The following is a 20,123-nucleotide window of genomic DNA, read 5'->3' on the forward strand; positions in this document are numbered from 1 at the left end:
TAATAGAGGGTTTCTAATTACTATAAAAAATAGAGGGATTAGTAGAAATGAATAGAATAGCAGAATCTCTTTGTATAATAAAACACTATCTATTGTACCCTGTGAGTAAAAAATTAATCAACTGGAAATTTTCAGATGTAGGAGATAATAGATTTTTATGGAGATAAGAGACTAGAATCCAGGTCTAGTCTCTTAGTAAGTGTTTACTATAAAAATTTATCTAATCACTAAATTTGGTTTCTTTTTCAAGCTGTGACGACCTTCAACAAATCGGACAGTTCCAGATTTAGCACGCATGACAATGGAATGAGTAGAGCCATACGAACCCTTAAATTGGACGCCGCGCAGCAGTTCGCCGTCTGTTACGCCCGTTGCTGCAAAAATCGCGTCGTCACCCTTCACAAGGTCTTCCATGCGAAGAACTTTATTGACATCTAGTCCCATTTTAACACAGCGCTCTAATTCTGCATCACTTTGAGGAAGTAATTTCCCGATGATTTCACCGCCGAGACATTTTAACGCAACCGCTGAGATTACGCCTTCCGGTGCACCGCCAGATCCGAATAAAATATCAACGCCTGTGTTATCAAAGGCTGTATTGATGGCACCTGCTACATCGCCATCATTGATTAATTTAATCCGGGCACCCGCTTCACGTAACTGAGTAATAATATGCTCATGACGCGGACGGTTTAACACGGTTGCCACTACATCCTCGATATCCTTGTTTTTTGCTTTCGCAACAGCTTTTAGATTATCTAGAACAGAAGCGTTAATATCAATAAGACCGACAGCTTCAGGACCGACAGCAATCTTATCCATATACATATCAGGTGCATGAAGCAAGTTGCCGTTGTCCGCAATGGCTAGTACAGCCAGCGCATTCCATCCGCCTGCAGCTAGAATGTTTGTCCCTTCAAGCGGGTCGACGGCTACATCTACACGTGGACCATACCCAGTACCAAGCTTTTCACCAATATAAAGCATTGGGGCCTCGTCCATCTCGCCTTCACCAATCACAACTGTCCCCTTCATCGGGATCGTATCAAAAACATCACGCATCGCTGAGGTTGCAGCACCATCTGCTTCATCTTTTTTCCCGCGTCCCATCCAGCGTGCTGAAGCAAGTGCAGCCGCTTCTGTCACGCGAACAAGCTCCATAGATAAACTTCTCTCCATGTTCTCAATCCCCCAATTATCTGTTTATACTTTTTCAATAACATTAGTATAACAGATTCGAGGAATTAGTATAACCTATTTACGTATTCTTAAGCTGTTCTACTTCTTCTTTTGACAAAGCCTCACGCCAAACCGTTGCACCGAGTCCATTTAATTTTTCTACAAGCTGGCTGTATCCGCGGTCGACATGCTCTAGACCTGTCAATTCCGTGATTCCCTCTGCCATCAGGCCGGCAATAAACAATGATGCTCCCGCTCTTAGGTCGCTTGCCTTTAGTTTGGCACCCTGAAGCTTAACAGGTCCGCTGATGATTGCTGAGCGGCCTTCCACTTTAATGTTCGCATTCATTCTTCTTAATTCATCTATATGTTTAAAACGGGCACCATAAATCGTATCTGTTACAACGCTTGAACCCGCTGCTTTCGTTAATAGTGTTGTAAATGGCTGCTGTAGATCGGTTGGAAATCCGGGATAAACGAGTGTTTTAATATCAACGGACTTCAACTTATCAGAACTGCTGACAAACACCTGGTCATCACCCGTTTCGATATTCACACCCATTTCTCTTAGCTTTGCAATCAATGATTCCAAATGCTGTGGAATGACATTATCAATTAAAACGCCTTCACCAACTGCAGCACCTAAAATCATATACGTTCCAGCCTCAATGCGATCAGGAATAATCGTATGACGGCAGCCATGGAGGCTGTCCACTCCATCAATCCGAATCACATCGGTTCCCGCACCTTTGATTTTCGCACCCATATTCGTAAGTAAAGTAGCGACATCAATAATTTCTGGTTCTTTTGCTGCATTTTCAATAACCGTCCGGCCCTTCGCTCTTACAGCCGCTAACATAATATTGATTGTTGCTCCAACACTGACAACATCTAGATAGATACGTGCACCACGAAGCTCGTCCGCACGCAAATAAATAGCGCCCTGCTCATTCGTAATCTGAGCACCAAGTGCTTCAAAGCCTTTAATATGTTGATCAATTGGACGCGGTCCTAGGTGACATCCGCCAGGCAGCCCAATGACAGCCTTTTTAAACCGGCCAAGCATCGCCCCCATAAGGTAGTAAGACGCACGAAGCTTCTTCACTTTTCCATTTGGCAATGGCATTGAGATCATCGTCGATGGGTCAACCGTCATATCAAAATCATTTGAAAGCTCTACTTTCCCGCCAATTTCTTCGAGCAAGTCCTTTAATATTTCAACATCTGAAATATCTGGCAGCCCTTCAATTGTCACCGGTGATTCTGCTAAAATGGTTGCTGGTATCAACGCAACTGCACTGTTTTTGGCACCACTAATTCTTACGGTTCCCTTAAGCGGATATCCGCCTGCAATTTTAAGTTTTTCCATTTTTCGACTCCCTTCTAAGCCATTGGGGGGACTGTGATCCTTTATTAATCAACTAAATTGATAATCAAATCTGTCTTTAGTAATTATTTCCAACAGCGAATTACATAATCCGACATTTTGTCTATCATCTAGTTTACACCAATAAATTATTTTCATGTATGAATATGAAAAAAAGTTTTAAAAATTGGTAAATTTTTGCGCCACAGACTTCCAACCCAAGTCTTCCAATAAGAGATAAAGTCTTCGACAAGTTTCGCCAATTTTCAAATTATTTATTACAGTTTGAAACCGCCCACTAGATAAGGGGCGGTTTCAAGTTGTTATCCTATATTACCAAACATTGGATGGTATTTTCAAGAGGACAAATCCTCTAATTATAAAACTCAGTTATTACGCTCTACCAGAAGAACCGAATTCGCGCATTTTGCCGATTACAGTTTCCTTGATAGCATCGCGAGCTGGGCCTAAGTATTTACGTGGATCGTATTCATTTGGCTTCGCTGCTAATGTTTCACGAACCGCTTTTGCAGATGCAATTTGGTTTTCAGTGTTAACGTTAATTTTCGCAGTTCCAAGAGAAACTGATTGTTGGATATCCTTTAATGGAATTCCAGTTCCGCCGTGAAGTACAAGCGGCAGACCAGTAATATTACCGATTTCTTCCATTTCTTTGAAACCAAGGTTTGGTTCACCTTTGTAAGGACCATGAACAGATCCTAATGCTGGAGCAAGACAGTCAATACCAGTGCGCTTAACAAGCTCTTCACACTCTTTAGGGTCTGCATAGATAACACCTTCAGCGACTACATCGTCTTCCTGTCCGCCTACAGTTCCTAATTCTGCTTCAACAGAAACACCTTTTGAATGAGCATATTCAACTACTTGAGTAGTAATTTCGATATTTTCTTCAAATGGATGATGTGAAGCGTCAATCATAACTGAAGTGAAACCAGCGTCGATTGCTTCTTTACATTTTTCAAAGCTTGAACCGTGATCCAAGTGGATTGCCACAGGAACAGTAATTTTGTAATCTTCTAATAAACCTTCTACCATTTTCACAACAGTTTTAAAGCCGCCCATGTAACGTGCAGCACCTTCAGAAACACCAAGAATAACAGGTGATTTTTCAGCTTCAGCTGCTTGTAAAATAGCTTGAGTAAACTCTAAGTTATTTAGGTTAAATTGACCAACAGCGTAGCCTTCCGCTTTCGCTTTGATGAGCATTTCTTTCATTGAAACTAAAGGCATTTTATTTCCTCCTTGGTATAGGTCTTTATCTCCTCGAATTTAGGCTTTCCTTTTTAAGGATTTCCTGACATTTTAATGATTATGTATTCGTGAGAAAGATAAATGGACCGGTAAAAGTTCATAAGTATCATACCAAACAAAAATCTAAAATGCTATTAAGAAAACCTTGTTTTATAAACGTTCACAATGAAAGCGGAACCACTTTTCGACTCTTCTTTTATTTTTAAAAATAGGTTAATTTGCCTTTTGAGGAATGTGTTTTCTCACTGCCGCACGAATATCATCAATATCAAATGGCTTTGCAAAATGAGTGATGGCGCCAAGATTTTTGGCTTCTTGAATCATATCCAGTTCACCATAAGCCGTCATGATAATAACGCGAATATCAGGATCAATCACTTTCATTCTTTTTAAAATTTCAATACCATCCATACCAGGTATTTTCATATCCAATAGGACGAGATCAGGGTCATGCTTTGTAACAATATCAAGTGCCTGTATTCCATTTGCTGCCTGGAAGGTTTGATATCCTTCCTTTGAGAATACCTCATTTAATAAAATGCGTATCCCAAATTGATCGTCAACAATTAAAATTTTCTCCTTCATAACTCCACCTCTTCCACCCTATTTATATATTTTATATGATTCCTTAATCTTCCACTAGATAATCTTCGACATTTCTTTTGTAAATCCTTTATTTTATTATGCGGTATATTATGGTAATTGTCTTTTATTTTTTGCTCTGTTAAACTGGTTGTTGATTTTCGTTCCAGGCACTTCGCTTTCCGCGGGCGACCGCCGAGCCTCCTCGACACTGCGTGTCTGCGGGGTCTCGCCTGTCTCGCTTCTCCCGCAGGAGTCTTCGTGCCTTCCACTACAATCAACAGTGGTCAAAAATATTATTGTTTATCAAAGCCCTTTTTAAAAGATAAAATGACTTTGAAGGAGTGGTTTAAGTTGATGAAGATGTTTACTACCCAGTTGACGGGTTTGTTTAAGAGGATTGAGGATAAGGAGGAGTTTTCTTTTGAGGATGGTGCTCGCTTGCTTGCGCAGGGTCAGAGTATTTATCTGGTTGGTTTTCGGGAGATGAAGGCTGTAGAGTTTGAGGCTTTGGAGGGTGCAGAACCATTAAAGGGTGTGTCTTTGGATATTGAGAATGCAACAAGTGCTGATCGGGTGCTATTGTTTACTCGGAGTTCCAGTGATCAAGAAGCAGTTGAACTGGCGGGTAAGCTGCAGGAAAAAAATATATCATTTGTTGCTGTTTCAACAAGTGTTCCGGATGGACAACTGGAAGAGATGGCTGATGTACATATCAATTTACAGCTGACAAAGGCATTATTGCCTGATGACTTTGGAAATCGGTATGGTTATCCTTCATCGATGGCAGCTTTGTACGTTTATTACGGATTAAAATTTACAATTGATGAAATATTAGCGGAATATGAATAAGCCAGGCATAAAGCCTGGCTTAACTAATTTTACTATTATTTTTGTAAAGTCGCTTTAATAAAATCACGGAATAGCGGCTGTGGACGGTTTGGTCTTGATACAAATTCCGGATGGAACTGTGATGCAACAAACCATGGGTGGTCTGTAAGCTCAATGATCTCGACTAGACGGCCGTCTGGGCTTGTCCCGGAGAACACGAAGCCTGCTTCTTCCATTTCTTGACGGTAATGATTGTTAAACTCATAACGGTGGCGGTGACGCTCATACACCACTTCATCCTCATATGCCTCAAATGCTTTTGTTCCTTCAACAACACGGCATGGATACAGACCAAGTCTCAAGGTTCCACCTAAGTCCTCCACGTCCTTTTGCTCTGGAAGTAAATCAATAATTGGATGCTTGGTTTCAGGTACAAACTCTGCAGAGTGTGCATCTGCGTATCCAAGTACGTGGCGTGCATATTCAATCGTTGCCAGCTGCATACCTAAGCAAATGCCAAGGAACGGCTTTTTCGTTTCACGTGCATAGCGGGTTGCTTGGATTTTCCCTTCAATTCCTCGGTCACCAAACCCGCCAGGAACAAGGACTCCATCCACGTCGTTTAAAAGTTCAGCAACGTTTTCTGCGTTAACCTCTTCCGCGTTGATCCACTTAATTTCCACATCGGAATCAAACGCATATCCTGCATGCTTCATTGCCTCAACAACTGAAATATAAGCATCCTGAAGCTCAACGTATTTACCAACAAGACCAATACGTGTTTTGCCTGAAAGATTAAGAACCTTATCCACTAATGCTTTCCACTCTGTCATTTCTGGCTCTGGTGTAGTGAGCTTCAAATGGTCACATACAATTTGGTCCATATGCTGTTCTTGCAGAGCAAGTGGAATTGAATAAAGCGTATCTGCATCACGACATTCAATCACCGCTTTTGCATCAATATCACAGAACAAAGCGATTTTATCCTTCATATCCTGGGAAACTGGCATTTCCGTACGAACAACAATAATATTTGGCTGAATACCAAGACTGCGAAGCTCTTTTACACTGTGCTGCGTCGGTTTCGTCTTCATTTCACCCGCAGCCTTAATGTAAGGAATTAGTGTACAGTGAATGTACATCACGTTCGAGCTGCCAATATCACTCTTAATTTGGCGGATAGCTTCTAAGAACGGAAGTGACTCGATATCCCCTACAGTTCCACCAATTTCGGTAATGACAACATCAGCATTTGTTTCGTTTCCAGCACGGAAAACACGCTCTTTGATTTCATTGGTAATATGCGGAATAACCTGAACTGTTCCGCCTAGATAATCACCGCGGCGCTCTTTTCTTAAAACAGTGGAATAAATTTTCCCTGTCGTCACGTTGCTATATTTATTTAGGTTGATATCAATAAAACGTTCATAGTGCCCTAAGTCCAAATCCGTTTCCGCGCCATCACCGGTCACGAATACTTCACCGTGTTGATACGGACTCATGGTTCCAGGGTCGACGTTAATGTAGGGGTCAAATTTCTGAATCGTCACATTCAACCCTCGGTTTTTTAATAAGCGGCCTAGAGAGGCTGCGGTAATTCCTTTTCCTAACGATGAAACTACACCGCCAGTTACAAAAATATACTTAGTCATAAAATAATCCTCCTCTTAATCAGTTTGTGCAATCAACAGTTGTTTAAGGCTTCTTTTATAAAAATTTTTTATCTTAGGCTGTGTTAACTTGGATGTTGATTTGTGCTCCAGGCTCTTCGCTTTCCGCAGGCGGTTCGGGAAGCCTCCTCGGCGCTAAAGCGCCTGCGGGGTCTCCCCTGTCCCGTCCTCCTGCAGGAGTCTCGAGCCCTCCGCACAAATCAACAGCTCTAAAATCAAAAGTTTCCTTACACAGCCTATACTTAAAGAAGTTTTGCTTTTTGCGCAAAAGAGCTATGTATCATTGGTCTAAACAAAATAAAAAAGCACCCCGCTTACGCATTGTAAGGGAGCGCTTTATAAGCTAATTATGATCCGTTCCTTTTAAGGAGCCCAAAAAAGATTGTACAAGTGCAGGATTAAAAAGTCAAGCCTATAATAGGTCGTCGTCTTCTTCGTCTACTGCATCCAAATCCTCTTCATCGTCCAGATCTTCATCGAGATCTTCTTCTTCATCAAGTTCGAAGTCATCATCATCTTCAATAACATCGTCATCATCGTCGAGGTCATCCACATCGTCTAGGTCATCAAGAAGATCGTCCTCATCGTCATCATCATCATCATCAAGAAGATCATCTTCATCGACAAAGTCATCAAGCTCATCGTAATCTTCTTCAATCTCATCAAAGTCTTCAAGCTCGTCTTCATCGACTTTCTTTTTCGCCTTTTTCTTCTTAGGTTTAATAACGGTAACGACTTCTTCTTCCTGTGTATCGATTGGATACCAAACACGAAGTCCCCAGCGGTTATCACCTAATGAAAGAAAACGGCCATCGATATTTATGTCTGTATAGAATTGTGCAATTCTTGATTTGATATTTGCCTCTGATATTTCTGTAGCTGCAGCAATTTCTTTAATTAAATCATGGAATGAAATTGGCTGTTTACTGCCTTTTAGAAATTCATACGCCATCTCAATGAGGGATAACTCTTGTAATTGCTCTTTTGAGTAACCTTGTAAACTCAATATCGGCACTTCCTTTCTCTATTTAACACTCTATGTAATGAGTGATAACGGGCAAAAATGTTAGCACCTAAGTGCTAGTATTTTGACATATTCTTCATTATAAACAAATATCTCCCGTTTATGCTAGTTCTATCTATTGTTTTTGCTTGATTTTTTCCGTGTTTTGGCTGGGTTCATCAGGTTTATCCTCTTTTTTTAGCATTTTCAATTCTTTCATTGCGATGAAAAAGAAGAAAATAGCCAGTACAAAAAAGGAAATTGCCCCTAATTGATGTTGATAGAGATAGTATAATGGCCATGCAGTTATTAGTAAAAATAAAAACATATAGTTTATTTTCATCTGTCAACACCGCCCTTGGGACTCTATGATGTATGCTCATTTATTATATAAGAAAGATAGGCAATATTAGTACTGGTTAGAAAAATATTTTGTAAGCTATGTTAAAATGGGCTGTTGATTTGTGCTCCAGGCACTTCGCTTTCCGCAGGCGTTGCGGTGAGCCTCCTCGGCGCGAGCGCCTGTGGGGTCTCACCTGCTCCGTACTCCTGCAGGAGTCTCCGTGCCTTCCGCAAAAATCAACAGAGTGCCATTACCAATTTAGCATTAACAAAGCATTTATAAAAAAGCAATGGCTTAATAAATCATAAGCCATTGCATAAAAAATTACATGTTTCTTCTATATTGGCCGCCTACTTCGTAGAGGGCTTTTGTGATTTGTCCTAGGCTGGCTGTTTTTACGGTTTCCATTAGTTCTGCGAAGATGTTTTCGTTGTTGACGGCTGCGGCTTTTAGCTTTTCTAGTGCTTTTGCTGTTTGTGCTGCATGTGCTTGCTGGAAAGCGCGCAGGTTGTGAATTTGTAATTCTTTTTCTTCTTTAGAGGCTCGCGCCAGTTCCATGCTGTTGATGTCTTCTTCAGAAGGTGGATTTGGATTTAAATAGGTGTTCACACCAATTATTGGCAGTTCACCTGTATGCTTTTTCATCTCATAGTACATCGATTCATCTTGAATTTTTCCGCGCTGGTACTGAGTTTCCATTGAACCAAGAACACCGCCGCGGTCGTTTAGGCGTTCAAATTCCTGAAGAACTGCTTCCTCGACAAGATCCGTTAATTCTTCAACCACAAACGATCCTTGAAGCGGATTTTCATTTTTGGTTAATCCATGCTCTTTGGTGATAATCATCTGAATCGCCATTGCCCTGCGAACACTTTCCTCCGTCGGTGTTGTAATGGCTTCGTCATAGGCATTTGTATGAAGCGAATTACAGTTATCATGCAGCGCCATCAATGCCTGAAGCGTGGTACGAATATCATTAAAATCAATTTCCTGTGCGTGCAGTGAACGGCCTGAGGTTTGGATATGATACTTCAGCTTTTGGCTGCGCTCACTCGCACCATATTTATCACGCATTACCGTTGCCCAGATTCGGCGGGCCACACGGCCAATCACTGTATATTCTGGATCGAGCCCATTCGAGAAGAAGAACGATAAGTTTGGTGCAAAATCATCAATCTTCATGCCTCTGCTCAAATAATACTCTACATAAGTAAAACCGTTCGAGAGTGTAAAAGCAAGCTGTGAAATCGGATTAGCGCCTGCTTCGGCAATGTGATAACCGGAAATAGATACAGAGTAGTAGTTACGCACTTGCTGGTCGATAAAATATTGTTGAATATCTCCCATCATCCGCAGTGCAAACTCTGTTGAAAAAATACAAGTGTTTTGACCTTGGTCTTCTTTTAAAATATCGGCTTGCACCGTACCGCGGACCGTTCTTAGCGTATAAGCCTTCACTTTCGCAAACTCCTCAACACTTAACACACGGCCAAGCTCTTCTTCTTTTTTCTTCACCTGCTGATCAATTGCGGTATTCATAAACATCGCTAAAATAATCGGCGCTGGACCATTGATGGTCATTGAAACCGATGTAGAGGGATGACAAAGATCAAAGCCATCATACAGCTTTTTCATATCATCAAGCGTACAAACGCTGACGCCGCTCTCTCCAACCTTGCCATAAATGTCCGGACGGTAATCCGGGTCCTCACCATACAATGTTACCGAATCAAAGGCCGTACTTAAGCGTTTTGCTGCATCATCTTTAGATAGATAGTGGAAACGGCGATTTGTTCTCTCCGGTGTCCCTTCTCCAGCAAATTGACGTTTTGGATCTTCACCCTCACGCTTGAACGGAAAAACTCCAGCTGTATATGGATACGAGCCTGGCACATTTTCACGATATACCCAGCGCAGGATTTCACCGTAATCTTTATACCCCGGTAACGCTACCTTTGGAATATCCAGCCCAGAAAGACTCTTTGTTTTTAAAACAGTGATTATTTCTTTATCTCGAATTCTCGTTACAAACTTATCTGCTTTATAGGCAGCCTTCGTTTTTTCCCAGCCTTCGAGGATTTTTTTCGACTCTGGCGTTAATTTCTCTTCTGTTGCCTGTTTAATACCTTCTAAAGAAGCCACAACTTCTTCATTTGCCTCTGTTTCCTTAACCGCTGCAATCGCGCCTTCCAGCTGAAATAATTTCCGGGCAATATTTGCCTGTTCTTCAGCTTTTTGATGGTAGCGGCGGACGGTCTCCGATATTTCCCGGAGATAATAGCGGCGGTCCGTTGGAATAATCACGTTTTGTTTTTCTACTAATGCATCTTTACTAAAAGAAGTAACCCAATCGGTGCCTGTTTTTTGATTTACTTTTTCAATCAATGCCGCAAATAAGGCATTGGTGCCTTGGTCATTAAACTGGCTGGCAATCGTACCGTATACCGGCATCTCACTAGTGTCTTTTTCAAACAGCATATGGCTGCGCTGATATTGCTTTTGCACCTGACGCAGTGCATCCTCAGAACCCTTGCGCTCAAATTTATTGATAACAATTAAATCAGCAAAATCAATCATATCAATCTTTTCAAGCTGGGACGGTGCCCCAAATTCACTGGTCATGACATAAAGGGAAACATCACAAATTTCAGTTATCTCCGCATCACCCTGACCGATTCCACTTGTCTCAACGATAACTAGTTCAAAGCCCGCTGCCTTCACGACCGAAACGGCATCCTTGATGGCTAACGAAAGCTCACTTTTGGAAGATCGTGTTGCAAGGCTTCGCATATACACATTTGGATTAAAGATGGCATTCATTCGAATTCGGTCGCCTAAAAGAGCGCCGCCCGTTTTTTGTTTCGTCGGGTCAACGGAAAGAATGGCGACTTTTTTATCTGGCAGCTCATTAATAAACCGGCGAATCAACTCATCTGTCAGCGAGCTTTTTCCGGCACCGCCCGTACCAGTGATTCCGACAACAGGAATTTCCTTCGTTAACGTTTTCACTTTTTCCAACAGGCTCTCTGCTGCTGCGGCCGCTTCCCGATTATTATCGACATGTAATTCAGCCAAGGTAATCAATTTAGAAATGGCATTCACATCACCAGTAGGAAGCTTTTCAATATGCTGTGCATGATCAGCGGATACGGTCGGAAAGTCACATTCCTCAAGCATCCGATTGATCATACCTTGAAGCCCCAATGTCCGGCCATCCTCTGGAGAAAAAATCCAGGCTATCCCGTAATCATGCAGCTCTTTAATTTCGCGTGGGATAATAACACCGCCGCCGCCGCCATAAATGCGGATGTTCGGTGCACCCTTTTCTTTTAACAAATCGTACATATACTTAAAGTATTCCACATGGCCGCCTTGATACGATGAAATCGCAATTCCCTGCGCGTCCTCTTGAATCGCGGCATTGACCACCTCTTCGACCGAACGGTTATGCCCGAGATGGATTACCTCTGCCCCGCTCGCTTGCAGGATCCTTCTCATTATATTAATCGAAGCATCATGACCATCAAACAAACTCGACGCCGTCACAAAACGAATATGGTGCTTCGGCTGATAAATCTCCGTCGTACTCATATGTCTCCCCCTTTGCTTGGAAAAAAGGAACTCTATCTCCTTTTCCCCGCTCTTATTTCATTATCGTCCCTTTTTTGCTGTTCTGACTCATTCCGTTAATCCCCGAAAACAATCGTTCCGTCTGCAGCTCGATGTATTCGTCTAAGGTGAATAACTTCTGCAATGTCCAGCGGCGGAAGCTCCACATTTGTCCTTCTACGATAATCGTGTGAGAAAGGATTCTAATCTGCTGTTCCGTTAAGTTCAGCTCCCCATTTTCCACACATAATGTAATAAGCTTTTCAAACATCGCCGCCATTTCATTTTCCTTCTTCAACACATATGGAAGAGCATCTTTTGTAAGCGATTTTGCCTCTTGATACATGACCAAAATTTCCTCCTGCAATTCATCAATAACCCGGAAATAGTTAGCAATCCCATGCTTCAAACTATCAAGTGTACCTTGCTTATCCTCTAGGTCCTGCTGAAGACGCTCGCTTACATGGTCATAAATGCTGTCACACACCAAGTAAAGAACGTCTTCCTTGGTGCGGATATATTCGTATAACGTTCCAATGCTAAAGCCTGCCGCCTTCGCAATTTCTCTGGTCGTCGTCCGGTGAAACCCCTTTTGTTTAAAAAGTGAAACGGCCCCTTTGATCATCTGATCCCGTCTTCGTTGTACAAGGCGTTCATCTTTTACTGAAGCCTGCACTTCACGTTTTTTCATCCCTTTTACCGCCTTTATCATTAAATGGTTATTTCGTGATCATTCGTGAGATAACTAGGCGCTGGATTTCTTGTGTTCCTTCATAGATTTGCGTAATTTTAGCGTCGCGCATATATCTCTCCACTGGATAATCCTTTGTATAACCATACCCTCCAAATACCTGAACCGCTTCTGTTGTAACCTTCATCGCCGTGTCTCCAGCGAATAATTTCGACATCGCCGATTCCTTGCCGTACGGCAGACCCTGCGACTCCAGCCATGCAGCTTGATAGGTTAATAGTCTTGCCGCTTCAATGTTTGTCGCCATATCTGCAAGCTTGAAACCGATTCCTTGGTTCGCTGCGATTGGCTTTCCAAACTGCTGACGTTCTTTCGCGTAGTCGACCGCAGCGTCGAGCGCACCTTGTGCAATGCCCACTGCCTGTGCTGCGATTCCGTTACGGCCGCCATCCAGCGTCATCATGGCAATTTTGAAGCCTTCACCTTCTTCGCCTAACCTGTTGGCGACTGGTACCTTACACTCTTCAAAAATAATTTCCGTTGTAGGTGAAGAACGAATACCGAGCTTCTTTTCTTTTTTCCCAACAGAGAAGCCTGGGAAGTCACTTTCCACGATAAACGCAGTCGTTCCTTTTTGTTTGCTCGATGGATCTGTCAGTGCAAATACGACATAAATGTCAGCAATGCCGCCGTTTGTGATGAAGATTTTTGAGCCGTTGAGGACATAATGGTCACCTTCACGTCTTGCAGTTGTTCTCATACCGCCGGCATCCGAACCGCTGCCTGGCTCTGTTAAGCCGTAGGCTCCGATCTTTTTACCTTCTGCCATCGGACGAAGATATTGCTGCTTTTGCTCCTCAGAACCGAATTTGTAGATTGGCCAGCCTGCTAATGAAGTGTGCGCGGATAACGTAACACCTGTTGATGCGCAAACTCTTGATAGCTCTTCAACCGCAATACAATAGGCAAGGTAATCGCTTCCGATGCCGCCGTACTCCTCCGGCCACGGAATGCCCGTTAATCCAAGCTCCGCCATTTTGTCAAAAATCTCCCGATCAAAACGCTCCTCCTCGTCACGCTCAGCCGCTGTTGGAGCGACCTCGTTTCGAGCAAAGTCCCGAACCATTTTCCGAATCATTTCATGTTCTTCCGATAAACGAAAATTCATTTTATATGTCCTCCTCAAGGTAACTTCTCATCTAACCGTGCAGGTTTTTTCGAAAAAGCATACAGTTCTTACAAATAACCGTACAGCTTTTACAAATAACTGGACAGCTTTTACAAATAACTGGACAGCTTTTACAAATAACTGGACAGCTTTTACAAATAGCGGACAGCCTTTACAAAAACCGTACTGTTTTTATAAAAAACCATACAGTTTCTACAATAAACCGTACAGCTTATACAAAAAACCATACAGTTCTTACAATTAACCGTACAGCTTATACAAAAAACCATACAGTTCTTACAATTAACCGTACAGCTTATACAAAAAGCCATACAGTTCTTACAATTAGCTCAGATGTCTACATCTTCCACCGAGCTATCAACTTAAAGATACTTACTAATCACAATCCGCTGAATCTCGCTCGTTCCCTCGTAAATCTCGGTCACTTTTGCATCGCGGAAGTAGCGCTCGACTGGATAATCCTCTGTATAGCCATAGCCGCCAAACACCTGGATCGCTTCTGTAGCCGTCTCCACTGCTGTCTTCGATGCAAATAATTTAGCAATCGAGGCTTCCATTCCGCACTTCATACCCTGCGCACGTAAGTCAGCTGCACGATAGAGTAATAGTCTTGCAGCTTCTACATTCGTTGCCATATCCGCCAGCTTAAAGCCAATTCCCTGCTGAGCAGCAATCGGTTTACCAAACTGCTGTCGCTCCTTCGCATAATTAACCGCGGCTTCTAATGCAGCCTCCGCAATTCCGAGTGCCTGGGCAGCAATGCCAATCCGGCCGACATCCAGGTTTGCCATCGCAATTTTAAAACCTTCGCCTTCTTGACCTAAAAGGTTCGAAGCAGGTACAACCATGTCTTCAAAAGAAAGCTGGACGGTTCTTGAGCCATGAAGGCCCATTTTATGTTCATCCTTGCCAATCACAAGGCCAGGAGAATTTTTTTCAACGATAAAGGCTGATATTCCATTACTGCCTAAATCAGGATTGGTTACAGCAAATACGATATAAACATCGGCTTCACCGCCGTTGGTGATAAACATCTTCGAGCCGTTGATTACATAATGGTCACCTTTTTTTACAGCGCGGGATTTCATGCTTTTCGCATCCGAGCCTGACCCTGCCTCCGTTAAGCAGAACGCAGCCAGCTTTTCCCCTGACGCCAGCTTTGGAAGAAATCTTTGCTTTTGTTCATCACTGCCAAAATACAGGATTGGATTTGTTCCGACTGATGTATGAACTGAAAGGATGACACCGACGGTCGCACTTACTCTCGAAATCTCGTTAATCGCGATAATATAGGAAACAAAGTCCATCTCCGCACCGCTGTATTTTTCCGGAACGGGAATCCCCATCAGTCCGAGTTCCCCCATTTTACGGAGGATTTCACGCGGGAATTTTCCCTTTTCCATCTCCTCAACAAACGGAGCGATTTCCTTTTCGGCAAAATCACGAACCATTTTCCGCATCATTTCCTGCTCTTCTGAGAATCTTAGATTCATAGTAACACTCCCGACTATTCGTATGTGTAGAAGCCTCGACCTGATTTCTTGCCAAGCCAGCCAGCTTTCACGTACTTACGCAGCAGCGGGCATGGACGGTACTTTGTATCTCCAAAACCTTCATGCAATGTTTCCATAATGTAAAGGCATGTATCCAGTCCGATAAAATCCGCCAGCGTCAACGGACCCATTGGATGGTTCATCCCAAGCTTCATGACCTCATCAATCGCTTCCTTCGTTGCCACACCTTCATACAGTGTATAAATCGCTTCATTGATCATTGGCATAAGAATTCGGTTTGAAACGAACCCAGGGAAGTCATTGACTTCAACCGGAACCTTGCTCAGTGTCTTGGTCATATCTTCAATCACTTGGTAGACCTCATCTGCTGTAGCTAAGCCGCGAATGATTTCCACCAGCTTCATTACAGGCACCGGATTCATAAAGTGCATCCCGATTACTTGCTCCGGACGTTTCGTGGCAGCAGCAATTTCCGTAATAGGCAGTGACGATGTATTGCTCGCCAAAATCGCATGTGCCGGCGCGATTTCGTCCAGCTGAGCAAAGATTTTTGTTTTGATTTCCATATTTTCAACCGCTGCTTCAATGACGAGGTCGACCTCGCGGGCATCATTCAGGCTAGTTGAAGCTGTTACTCTCTTTAGAACTTCCTTTTTTTGTTCTTCTGTCATTCGGCCTTTATCTACATTGCGGGATAAATTTTTGTTCATTACGCTTAAACCGCGCTCCACAAATTCCGGTTTCAAATCGTTCAAGTACACAGTGTATCCTGCCTGCGCACAAACCTGAGCAATTCCAGAACCCATTTGACCCGCTCCAATGACCATTACCTTTTCAACCTTCATTACATCCCCTCCAATAGGAGGCTTGAATTTGTTCAAGCCTCTTTTTTAAAAAAATGGCGCTGTTAAAACTGAATTTGTATTTCACTGTGTTTGGATCATAAGCGGAGAATTTCCGTTTAAATTGGGAAATACATATATTTCCTTAAAAATAGGCGGATTTTTTCCACTTATTGTATTCAAATCATTGAAATTTGTATTATTTAAAGCAGTTAAGCGGAATATCTCCGCTTATATTTGCTAATTAGGGTCTGCTATAAACAATAGCCGGAAATTCTCCGCTTATGAATTCTCAACCCTGCACAAAAATCAACAATGATTATTAACAAAGCCTAAAAAATAAATCCCGTTAGTTTTTTCAACAAATAGATATTATCTGAAAACCACTTAAGCTTTAGGAACCTCAATCATAACGGCATCTCCCTGGCCTCCGCCGCTGCAAATCGCGGCAATCCCAATTCCGCCGCCACGACGTTTCAGCTCATGCATTAATGTGATAATAATACGTGCACCGCTTGCTCCGATTGGATGACCCAGTGCTACCGCACCGCCATTGACATTCACCTTTTCCGGATCAAGGTTTGCGATTTTACTGCTCGCTAACGCAACTGCCGCAAAGGCTTCATTAATTTCAAATAAATCGATATTTTCTACGGTTTTACCTGTTTTTTTCAATAGGCTGTTGATAACAAGTCCTGGTGTTTGTGGGAAATCCTTTGCTTCAACCGCTACAGCTGCATGCCCTAAGATAACTGCTTCTGGCTTTCTGCCTTCACGCAATGCACGTTCTTCACTCATTAATACGAGGGCCGCCGCACCGTCATTGATTCCAGGTGCATTTCCTGCTGTAATGGTTCCGTCCGAATTAAAAACGGGTGCTAATTTTGAAAGTCTATCAATTGAGGTGTCTTTTCGTGGTGATTCATCATGCTGTACCACAACCGGCGCTCCTTTACGCTGCGGAACGTTGACAGGCACGATTTCTTCTGCAAATAGTCCGCTTTCAATAGCGGCAATTGCCCGCTCATGGCTTCTTAACGCCCATTCATCTTGAGCTTCTCGGCTAAGTTCCATTTCTTTTGCTGTAGAATTTCCGTATGTTCCCATATGAACGCCTGTGAAGCTGCAGCTTAATCCGTCATGAATCATTAAATCCTTCACTGATGAATCGCCCATTTTTAAGCCCCAGCGTGCTTTTGGTAAAATATATGGAGCATTACTCATCGACTCCATTCCGCCAGCCACAATCAAATCCTCATCACCTGCGCGGATGATTTGATCCCCTAACGTGACACTGCGCATTCCGGAAGCACAAACTTTGTTGATGGTTTCAGTTTTCACTTCCCAAGGAAGTCCAGCTTCTCTTGCTGCCTGGCGTGAAGGAATTTGTCCCTGGCCGCCTTGTAAAACGGATCCTAAGATTATTTCCTGCACATCCTCACTCTTAACCTCTGCTCGTGCAATCGCCTCTTTCACAGCAATTCCGCCGAGCTGTGCTGCAGTCAAGCTGCTCAGTGCTCCTCCAAATTTCCCAAATGGCGTTCTAACCCCGCTTAAAATAACTGTTCTGCCCATCCAAAACACTCTCCCTTTTTATCACTTTAAACCATCACCGACTGAACGCTCGCTCGATACAGCAGTAAAAAAAATCCGCTAACATGAAAGCGTTTTCCCATCCACTATCTATTCTACATAAAAAAAGGCAAAAGTTGAAATGTTTTACACAAAATTCTTAAGATTTTATGAATTCAGGTATCTCATAACAACTTCTGCCTCAAACTTCTACTGGTGCTGACTTTGCTTTTCTATGCCACTTGGCCGCAAACTGCTTTTTCTAACAGCTCTGCTACATCATAGGTTGAAATCTTTTCTTCTACTTCTTTTGCCTTTGTTCCGTCAGATAACATCGTTAAGCAGTACGGACATCCAGAGCTAATTACAGATGGATTAACGGCTAGCGCCTGCTCGGTTCTTGAAACGTTAATGCGGTGTCCCGTTTCTTCTTCCATCCACATCAAGCCGCCGCCTGCGCCACAGCACATTCCCGTTTCTCTGTTTCTTTCCATTTCCACAAGCTGCACACCAGGGATCGATTTCAAAATCTCACGCGGCGGATCATAGACGTCGTTGTAACGGCCTAAATAACAAGAATCATGGAAAGTAATCTTTTCGTTAACGGCATGCTTCGGAACAAGTTTTCCATCCCGAACCAGTTCATATAGAACCTCTGTATGATGATAAACCTCTGCCTCTAAACCAAAGTCAGGATATTCATTTTTGAAAATATTATAGGCATGCGGATCAATCGTAACAATCTTCTTAACCTCAGCCTTTTCGAATTCCTCGATATTTTTTGCCGCAAGCTCTTGGAACAAGAACTCATTGCCGAGACGGCGCGGTGTATCGCCAGAGTTTTTCTCTTTGTTACCAAGGATTGCAAACTTCACGCCTGCTTCATTTAAAAGCTTTGCAAAGGAAAGAGCGATTTTTTGGCTGCGGTTATCGTAAGAGCCCATGGAACCAACCCAGAATAGGTATTCGAACTCCTCGCCTTTTTTGTTCATTTCCTTTACTGTAGGAATTTCAACATCTGCGCGGGCCTCACGCCAAGATTCGCGCTCTTTTCTGTTTAAGCCCCATGGATTGCCCTGACGCTCGATGTTCGTCATTGCACGCTGTGCATCTGCGTCTAGCTTACCTTCTGTTAAAACAAGATAACGGCGAAGGTCGATAATTTTATCAACATGCTCGTTCATTACCGGACATTGGTCCTCACAGTTACGGCAAGTCGTACAAGCCCAAATTTCCTCTTCGGTAATTACATCGCCAATCAAGCTCGGATTATAAGCTAGAGTGGCTGCTGATTCTTGTGCCCCCTGACCGCTTGAAGCCAGTGCAATTTGGTTTCCTGTAGTGTTGCCAAACGCAAAGGTCGGCACCCATGGCTGTTTTGAGGTAACGGCCGCACCATGGTTGGTTAAGTGGTCACGCATTTTTACAATTAAGTCCATTGGAGAAAGCATTTTGCCTGTACCTGTAGCAGGACACATATTGGTACAGCGTCCACATTCTACACAAGCATAAAAGTCGATCATTTGGTGCTGCGTAAAGTCCTCAATTTTTCCAACACCGAAGGATTCTTGTGACTCGTCCTCAAAATCAACCTTCTGCAACTTACCTGGTCTTTCTAAGCGGTTAAAATATACATTTGCCGGTCCGGCAATTAAATGTGCGTGTTTCGATTGTGGAACGTACACTAAGAACGTTAATAAGAATAATAAGTGCACCCACCATGCCGCATAAAAAATGACAATTGAAGCGGTTTCACCAATTCCTGAAAAAATAAGCGCAATTAACGATGCAATTGGCTCTGTCCAAGTGGCTTCATGACCATGCCAGATAATGCCCATCCCATTACCTACCAGCACTGAAAGCATTAAGCCGCCGATAAAAATTAACACAAGTCCTGATTTAAAATTACGCTTCAGACGGACAAGCTTTTCAACATAACGTCGATAAAAAGCCCAGATGACTGCAACGAGAATCACCAATGTAACGATTTCTTGGAAGAAGGTAAATCCAGCATAAAGCGGTCCGAGCGGTAAATGAGAACCCGGTGCTACTCCCTTCCAAATAAAATCAATGGCACCAAATTGGACAAGAATAAATCCATAAAAGAACATAACGTGCATGATGCCGCTTTTTTTGTCCTTTAAAAGCTTCTTTTGCCCAAAAACATTGACCCAGATTTTTTGCATTCTTTCTTTGACATTGTTGTCAAACTCGACTTTTTTCCCCAGCTTAATGAATTCAATCCTCGTTTTCACTACGTAAACGAACAGACTGATCGCGTAAGCGGTTACAGCCAGGAATGCAATGAGGTTTACCCATAAAAGCCCATTCATTCTATACGCCCCCTTGTTTTCTACTTCCGTTAAATTGTCCATTCTAACTAGAAAATTTTAAAACAATACAATTTTCTGAATACTATTAATTCTATTATATAATGAATGAGCATTCAGTCAAATGTTT

Annotated in this window: 15 protein-coding genes; 1 reads left to right on the forward strand and 14 read right to left on the reverse strand. The window is 42.7% G+C overall.

The window, feature by feature from the left end; all coding sequences use genetic code 11:
* Positions 1-216: 216 nt before the first annotated feature.
* The 4 genes from glpX to H0184_RS05310 all read right to left on the reverse strand — a co-directional run bounded on the left by glpX (position 217) and on the right by H0184_RS05310 (position 4,402).
* A complete protein-coding gene (gene glpX / locus H0184_RS05295) occupies positions 217-1,179 on the reverse strand; it encodes a class II fructose-bisphosphatase (protein WP_221822210.1) in 963 nt (320 codons plus the stop codon).
* A gap of 79 nt (positions 1,180-1,258) precedes the next feature.
* On the reverse strand, positions 1,259-2,548 hold the full coding sequence (locus tag H0184_RS05300) for a UDP-N-acetylglucosamine 1-carboxyvinyltransferase (protein WP_221822212.1): 1,290 nt from the start codon (positions 2,546-2,548) through the stop codon (positions 1,259-1,261).
* 390 nt (positions 2,549-2,938) lie between these two features.
* On the reverse strand, positions 2,939-3,796 hold the full coding sequence (locus tag H0184_RS05305; RefSeq protein WP_221822213.1) for a class II fructose-bisphosphate aldolase: 858 nt from the start codon (positions 3,794-3,796) through the stop codon (positions 2,939-2,941).
* Positions 3,797-4,030: 234 nt separating this feature from the next.
* Positions 4,031-4,402, reverse strand: a complete 372-nt coding sequence (locus H0184_RS05310) for a response regulator (RefSeq protein ID WP_095247517.1) — start codon at positions 4,400-4,402, stop codon at positions 4,031-4,033.
* A 351-nt stretch (positions 4,403-4,753) separates the two neighbouring features.
* Here H0184_RS05310 and H0184_RS05315 point away from each other — a divergent pair, with 351 nt between their 5' ends.
* Positions 4,754-5,251 (forward strand): DUF2529 domain-containing protein, encoded by a 498-nt coding sequence (locus H0184_RS05315; protein ID WP_221822215.1) that lies wholly within the window; start codon positions 4,754-4,756, stop codon positions 5,249-5,251.
* 35 nt (positions 5,252-5,286) lie between these two features.
* Here H0184_RS05315 and H0184_RS05320 read toward each other — a convergent pair whose 3' ends face one another.
* The 10 genes from H0184_RS05320 to H0184_RS05365 form a co-directional block, all read right to left on the reverse strand.
* Positions 5,287-6,882 carry a CTP synthase gene (locus H0184_RS05320; protein WP_221822217.1) on the reverse strand — a complete coding sequence of 532 codons (1,596 nt, stop codon included), beginning with the start codon at positions 6,880-6,882 and terminating at the stop codon, positions 5,287-5,289.
* 430 nt (positions 6,883-7,312) lie between these two features.
* Entirely contained in the window at positions 7,313-7,906 is a 594-nt protein-coding gene (rpoE, locus tag H0184_RS05325; protein WP_221822219.1) for a DNA-directed RNA polymerase subunit delta, read from the reverse strand.
* Positions 7,907-8,039: 133 nt separating this feature from the next.
* A complete protein-coding gene (locus tag H0184_RS05330) occupies positions 8,040-8,246 on the reverse strand; it encodes a hypothetical protein (RefSeq protein WP_221822221.1) in 207 nt (68 codons plus the stop codon).
* Between the two features lie 324 nt (positions 8,247-8,570).
* Entirely contained in the window at positions 8,571-11,837 is a 3,267-nt protein-coding gene (icmF, locus tag H0184_RS05335; protein WP_221822222.1) for a fused isobutyryl-CoA mutase/GTPase IcmF, read from the reverse strand.
* A gap of 52 nt (positions 11,838-11,889) precedes the next feature.
* The gene (locus tag H0184_RS05340; RefSeq protein ID WP_221822224.1) at positions 11,890-12,546 is read right to left on the reverse strand and encodes a TetR/AcrR family transcriptional regulator; all 657 of its coding nucleotides are present in this window, start codon (positions 12,544-12,546) and stop codon (positions 11,890-11,892) included.
* 28 nt (positions 12,547-12,574) lie between these two features.
* Complete coding sequence (locus tag H0184_RS05345) at positions 12,575-13,714, reverse strand: acyl-CoA dehydrogenase (RefSeq protein WP_221822226.1); 1,140 nt, start codon at positions 13,712-13,714, stop codon at positions 12,575-12,577.
* 383 nt (positions 13,715-14,097) lie between these two features.
* The gene (locus H0184_RS05350; RefSeq protein WP_221822228.1) at positions 14,098-15,228 is read right to left on the reverse strand and encodes an acyl-CoA dehydrogenase; all 1,131 of its coding nucleotides are present in this window, start codon (positions 15,226-15,228) and stop codon (positions 14,098-14,100) included.
* Between the two features lie 14 nt (positions 15,229-15,242).
* Positions 15,243-16,094, reverse strand: a complete 852-nt coding sequence (locus H0184_RS05355) for a 3-hydroxybutyryl-CoA dehydrogenase (RefSeq protein ID WP_221822230.1) — start codon at positions 16,092-16,094, stop codon at positions 15,243-15,245.
* Between the two features lie 384 nt (positions 16,095-16,478).
* Positions 16,479-17,666 carry an acetyl-CoA C-acetyltransferase gene (locus H0184_RS05360; protein ID WP_221822236.1) on the reverse strand — a complete coding sequence of 396 codons (1,188 nt, stop codon included), beginning with the start codon at positions 17,664-17,666 and terminating at the stop codon, positions 16,479-16,481.
* Between the two features lie 230 nt (positions 17,667-17,896).
* The gene (locus H0184_RS05365) at positions 17,897-19,996 is read right to left on the reverse strand and encodes a (Fe-S)-binding protein (protein WP_221822237.1); all 2,100 of its coding nucleotides are present in this window, start codon (positions 19,994-19,996) and stop codon (positions 17,897-17,899) included.
* Positions 19,997-20,123 lie beyond the last annotated feature (127 nt).

Origin of the sequence: Neobacillus niacini, from assembly GCF_019749295.1 — a bacterium.
Lineage (GTDB): Bacteria > Bacillota > Bacilli > Bacillales > Cytobacillaceae > Neobacillus > Neobacillus niacini_D.

Bases quoted from the DNA above. Each gene is read 5' to 3' on its own strand.
- glpX (WP_221822210.1), bottom strand. From the start codon at position 1,179: ATGGAGAGAAGTTTATCTATGGAGCTTGTTCGCGTGACAGAAGCGGCT.
- H0184_RS05300 (WP_221822212.1), bottom strand. From the start codon at position 2,548: ATGGAAAAACTTAAAATTGCAGGCGGATATCCGCTTAAGGGAACCGTA.
- H0184_RS05305 (WP_221822213.1), bottom strand. From the start codon at position 3,796: ATGCCTTTAGTTTCAATGAAAGAAATGCTCATCAAAGCGAAAGCGGAA.
- H0184_RS05310 (WP_095247517.1), bottom strand. From the start codon at position 4,402: ATGAAGGAGAAAATTTTAATTGTTGACGATCAATTTGGGATACGCATT.
- H0184_RS05320 (WP_221822217.1), bottom strand. From the start codon at position 6,882: ATGACTAAGTATATTTTTGTAACTGGCGGTGTAGTTTCATCGTTAGGA.
- H0184_RS05330 (WP_221822221.1), bottom strand. From the start codon at position 8,246: ATGAAAATAAACTATATGTTTTTATTTTTACTAATAACTGCATGGCCA.
- icmF (WP_221822222.1), bottom strand. From the start codon at position 11,837: ATGAGTACGACGGAGATTTATCAGCCGAAGCACCATATTCGTTTTGTG.
- H0184_RS05340 (WP_221822224.1), bottom strand. From the start codon at position 12,546: ATGAAAAAACGTGAAGTGCAGGCTTCAGTAAAAGATGAACGCCTTGTA.
- H0184_RS05345 (WP_221822226.1), bottom strand. From the start codon at position 13,714: ATGAATTTTCGTTTATCGGAAGAACATGAAATGATTCGGAAAATGGTT.
- H0184_RS05350 (WP_221822228.1), bottom strand. From the start codon at position 15,228: ATGAATCTAAGATTCTCAGAAGAGCAGGAAATGATGCGGAAAATGGTT.
- H0184_RS05355 (WP_221822230.1), bottom strand. From the start codon at position 16,094: ATGAAGGTTGAAAAGGTAATGGTCATTGGAGCGGGTCAAATGGGTTCT.
- H0184_RS05360 (WP_221822236.1), bottom strand. From the start codon at position 17,666: ATGGGCAGAACAGTTATTTTAAGCGGGGTTAGAACGCCATTTGGGAAA.
- H0184_RS05365 (WP_221822237.1), bottom strand. From the start codon at position 19,996: ATGAATGGGCTTTTATGGGTAAACCTCATTGCATTCCTGGCTGTAACC.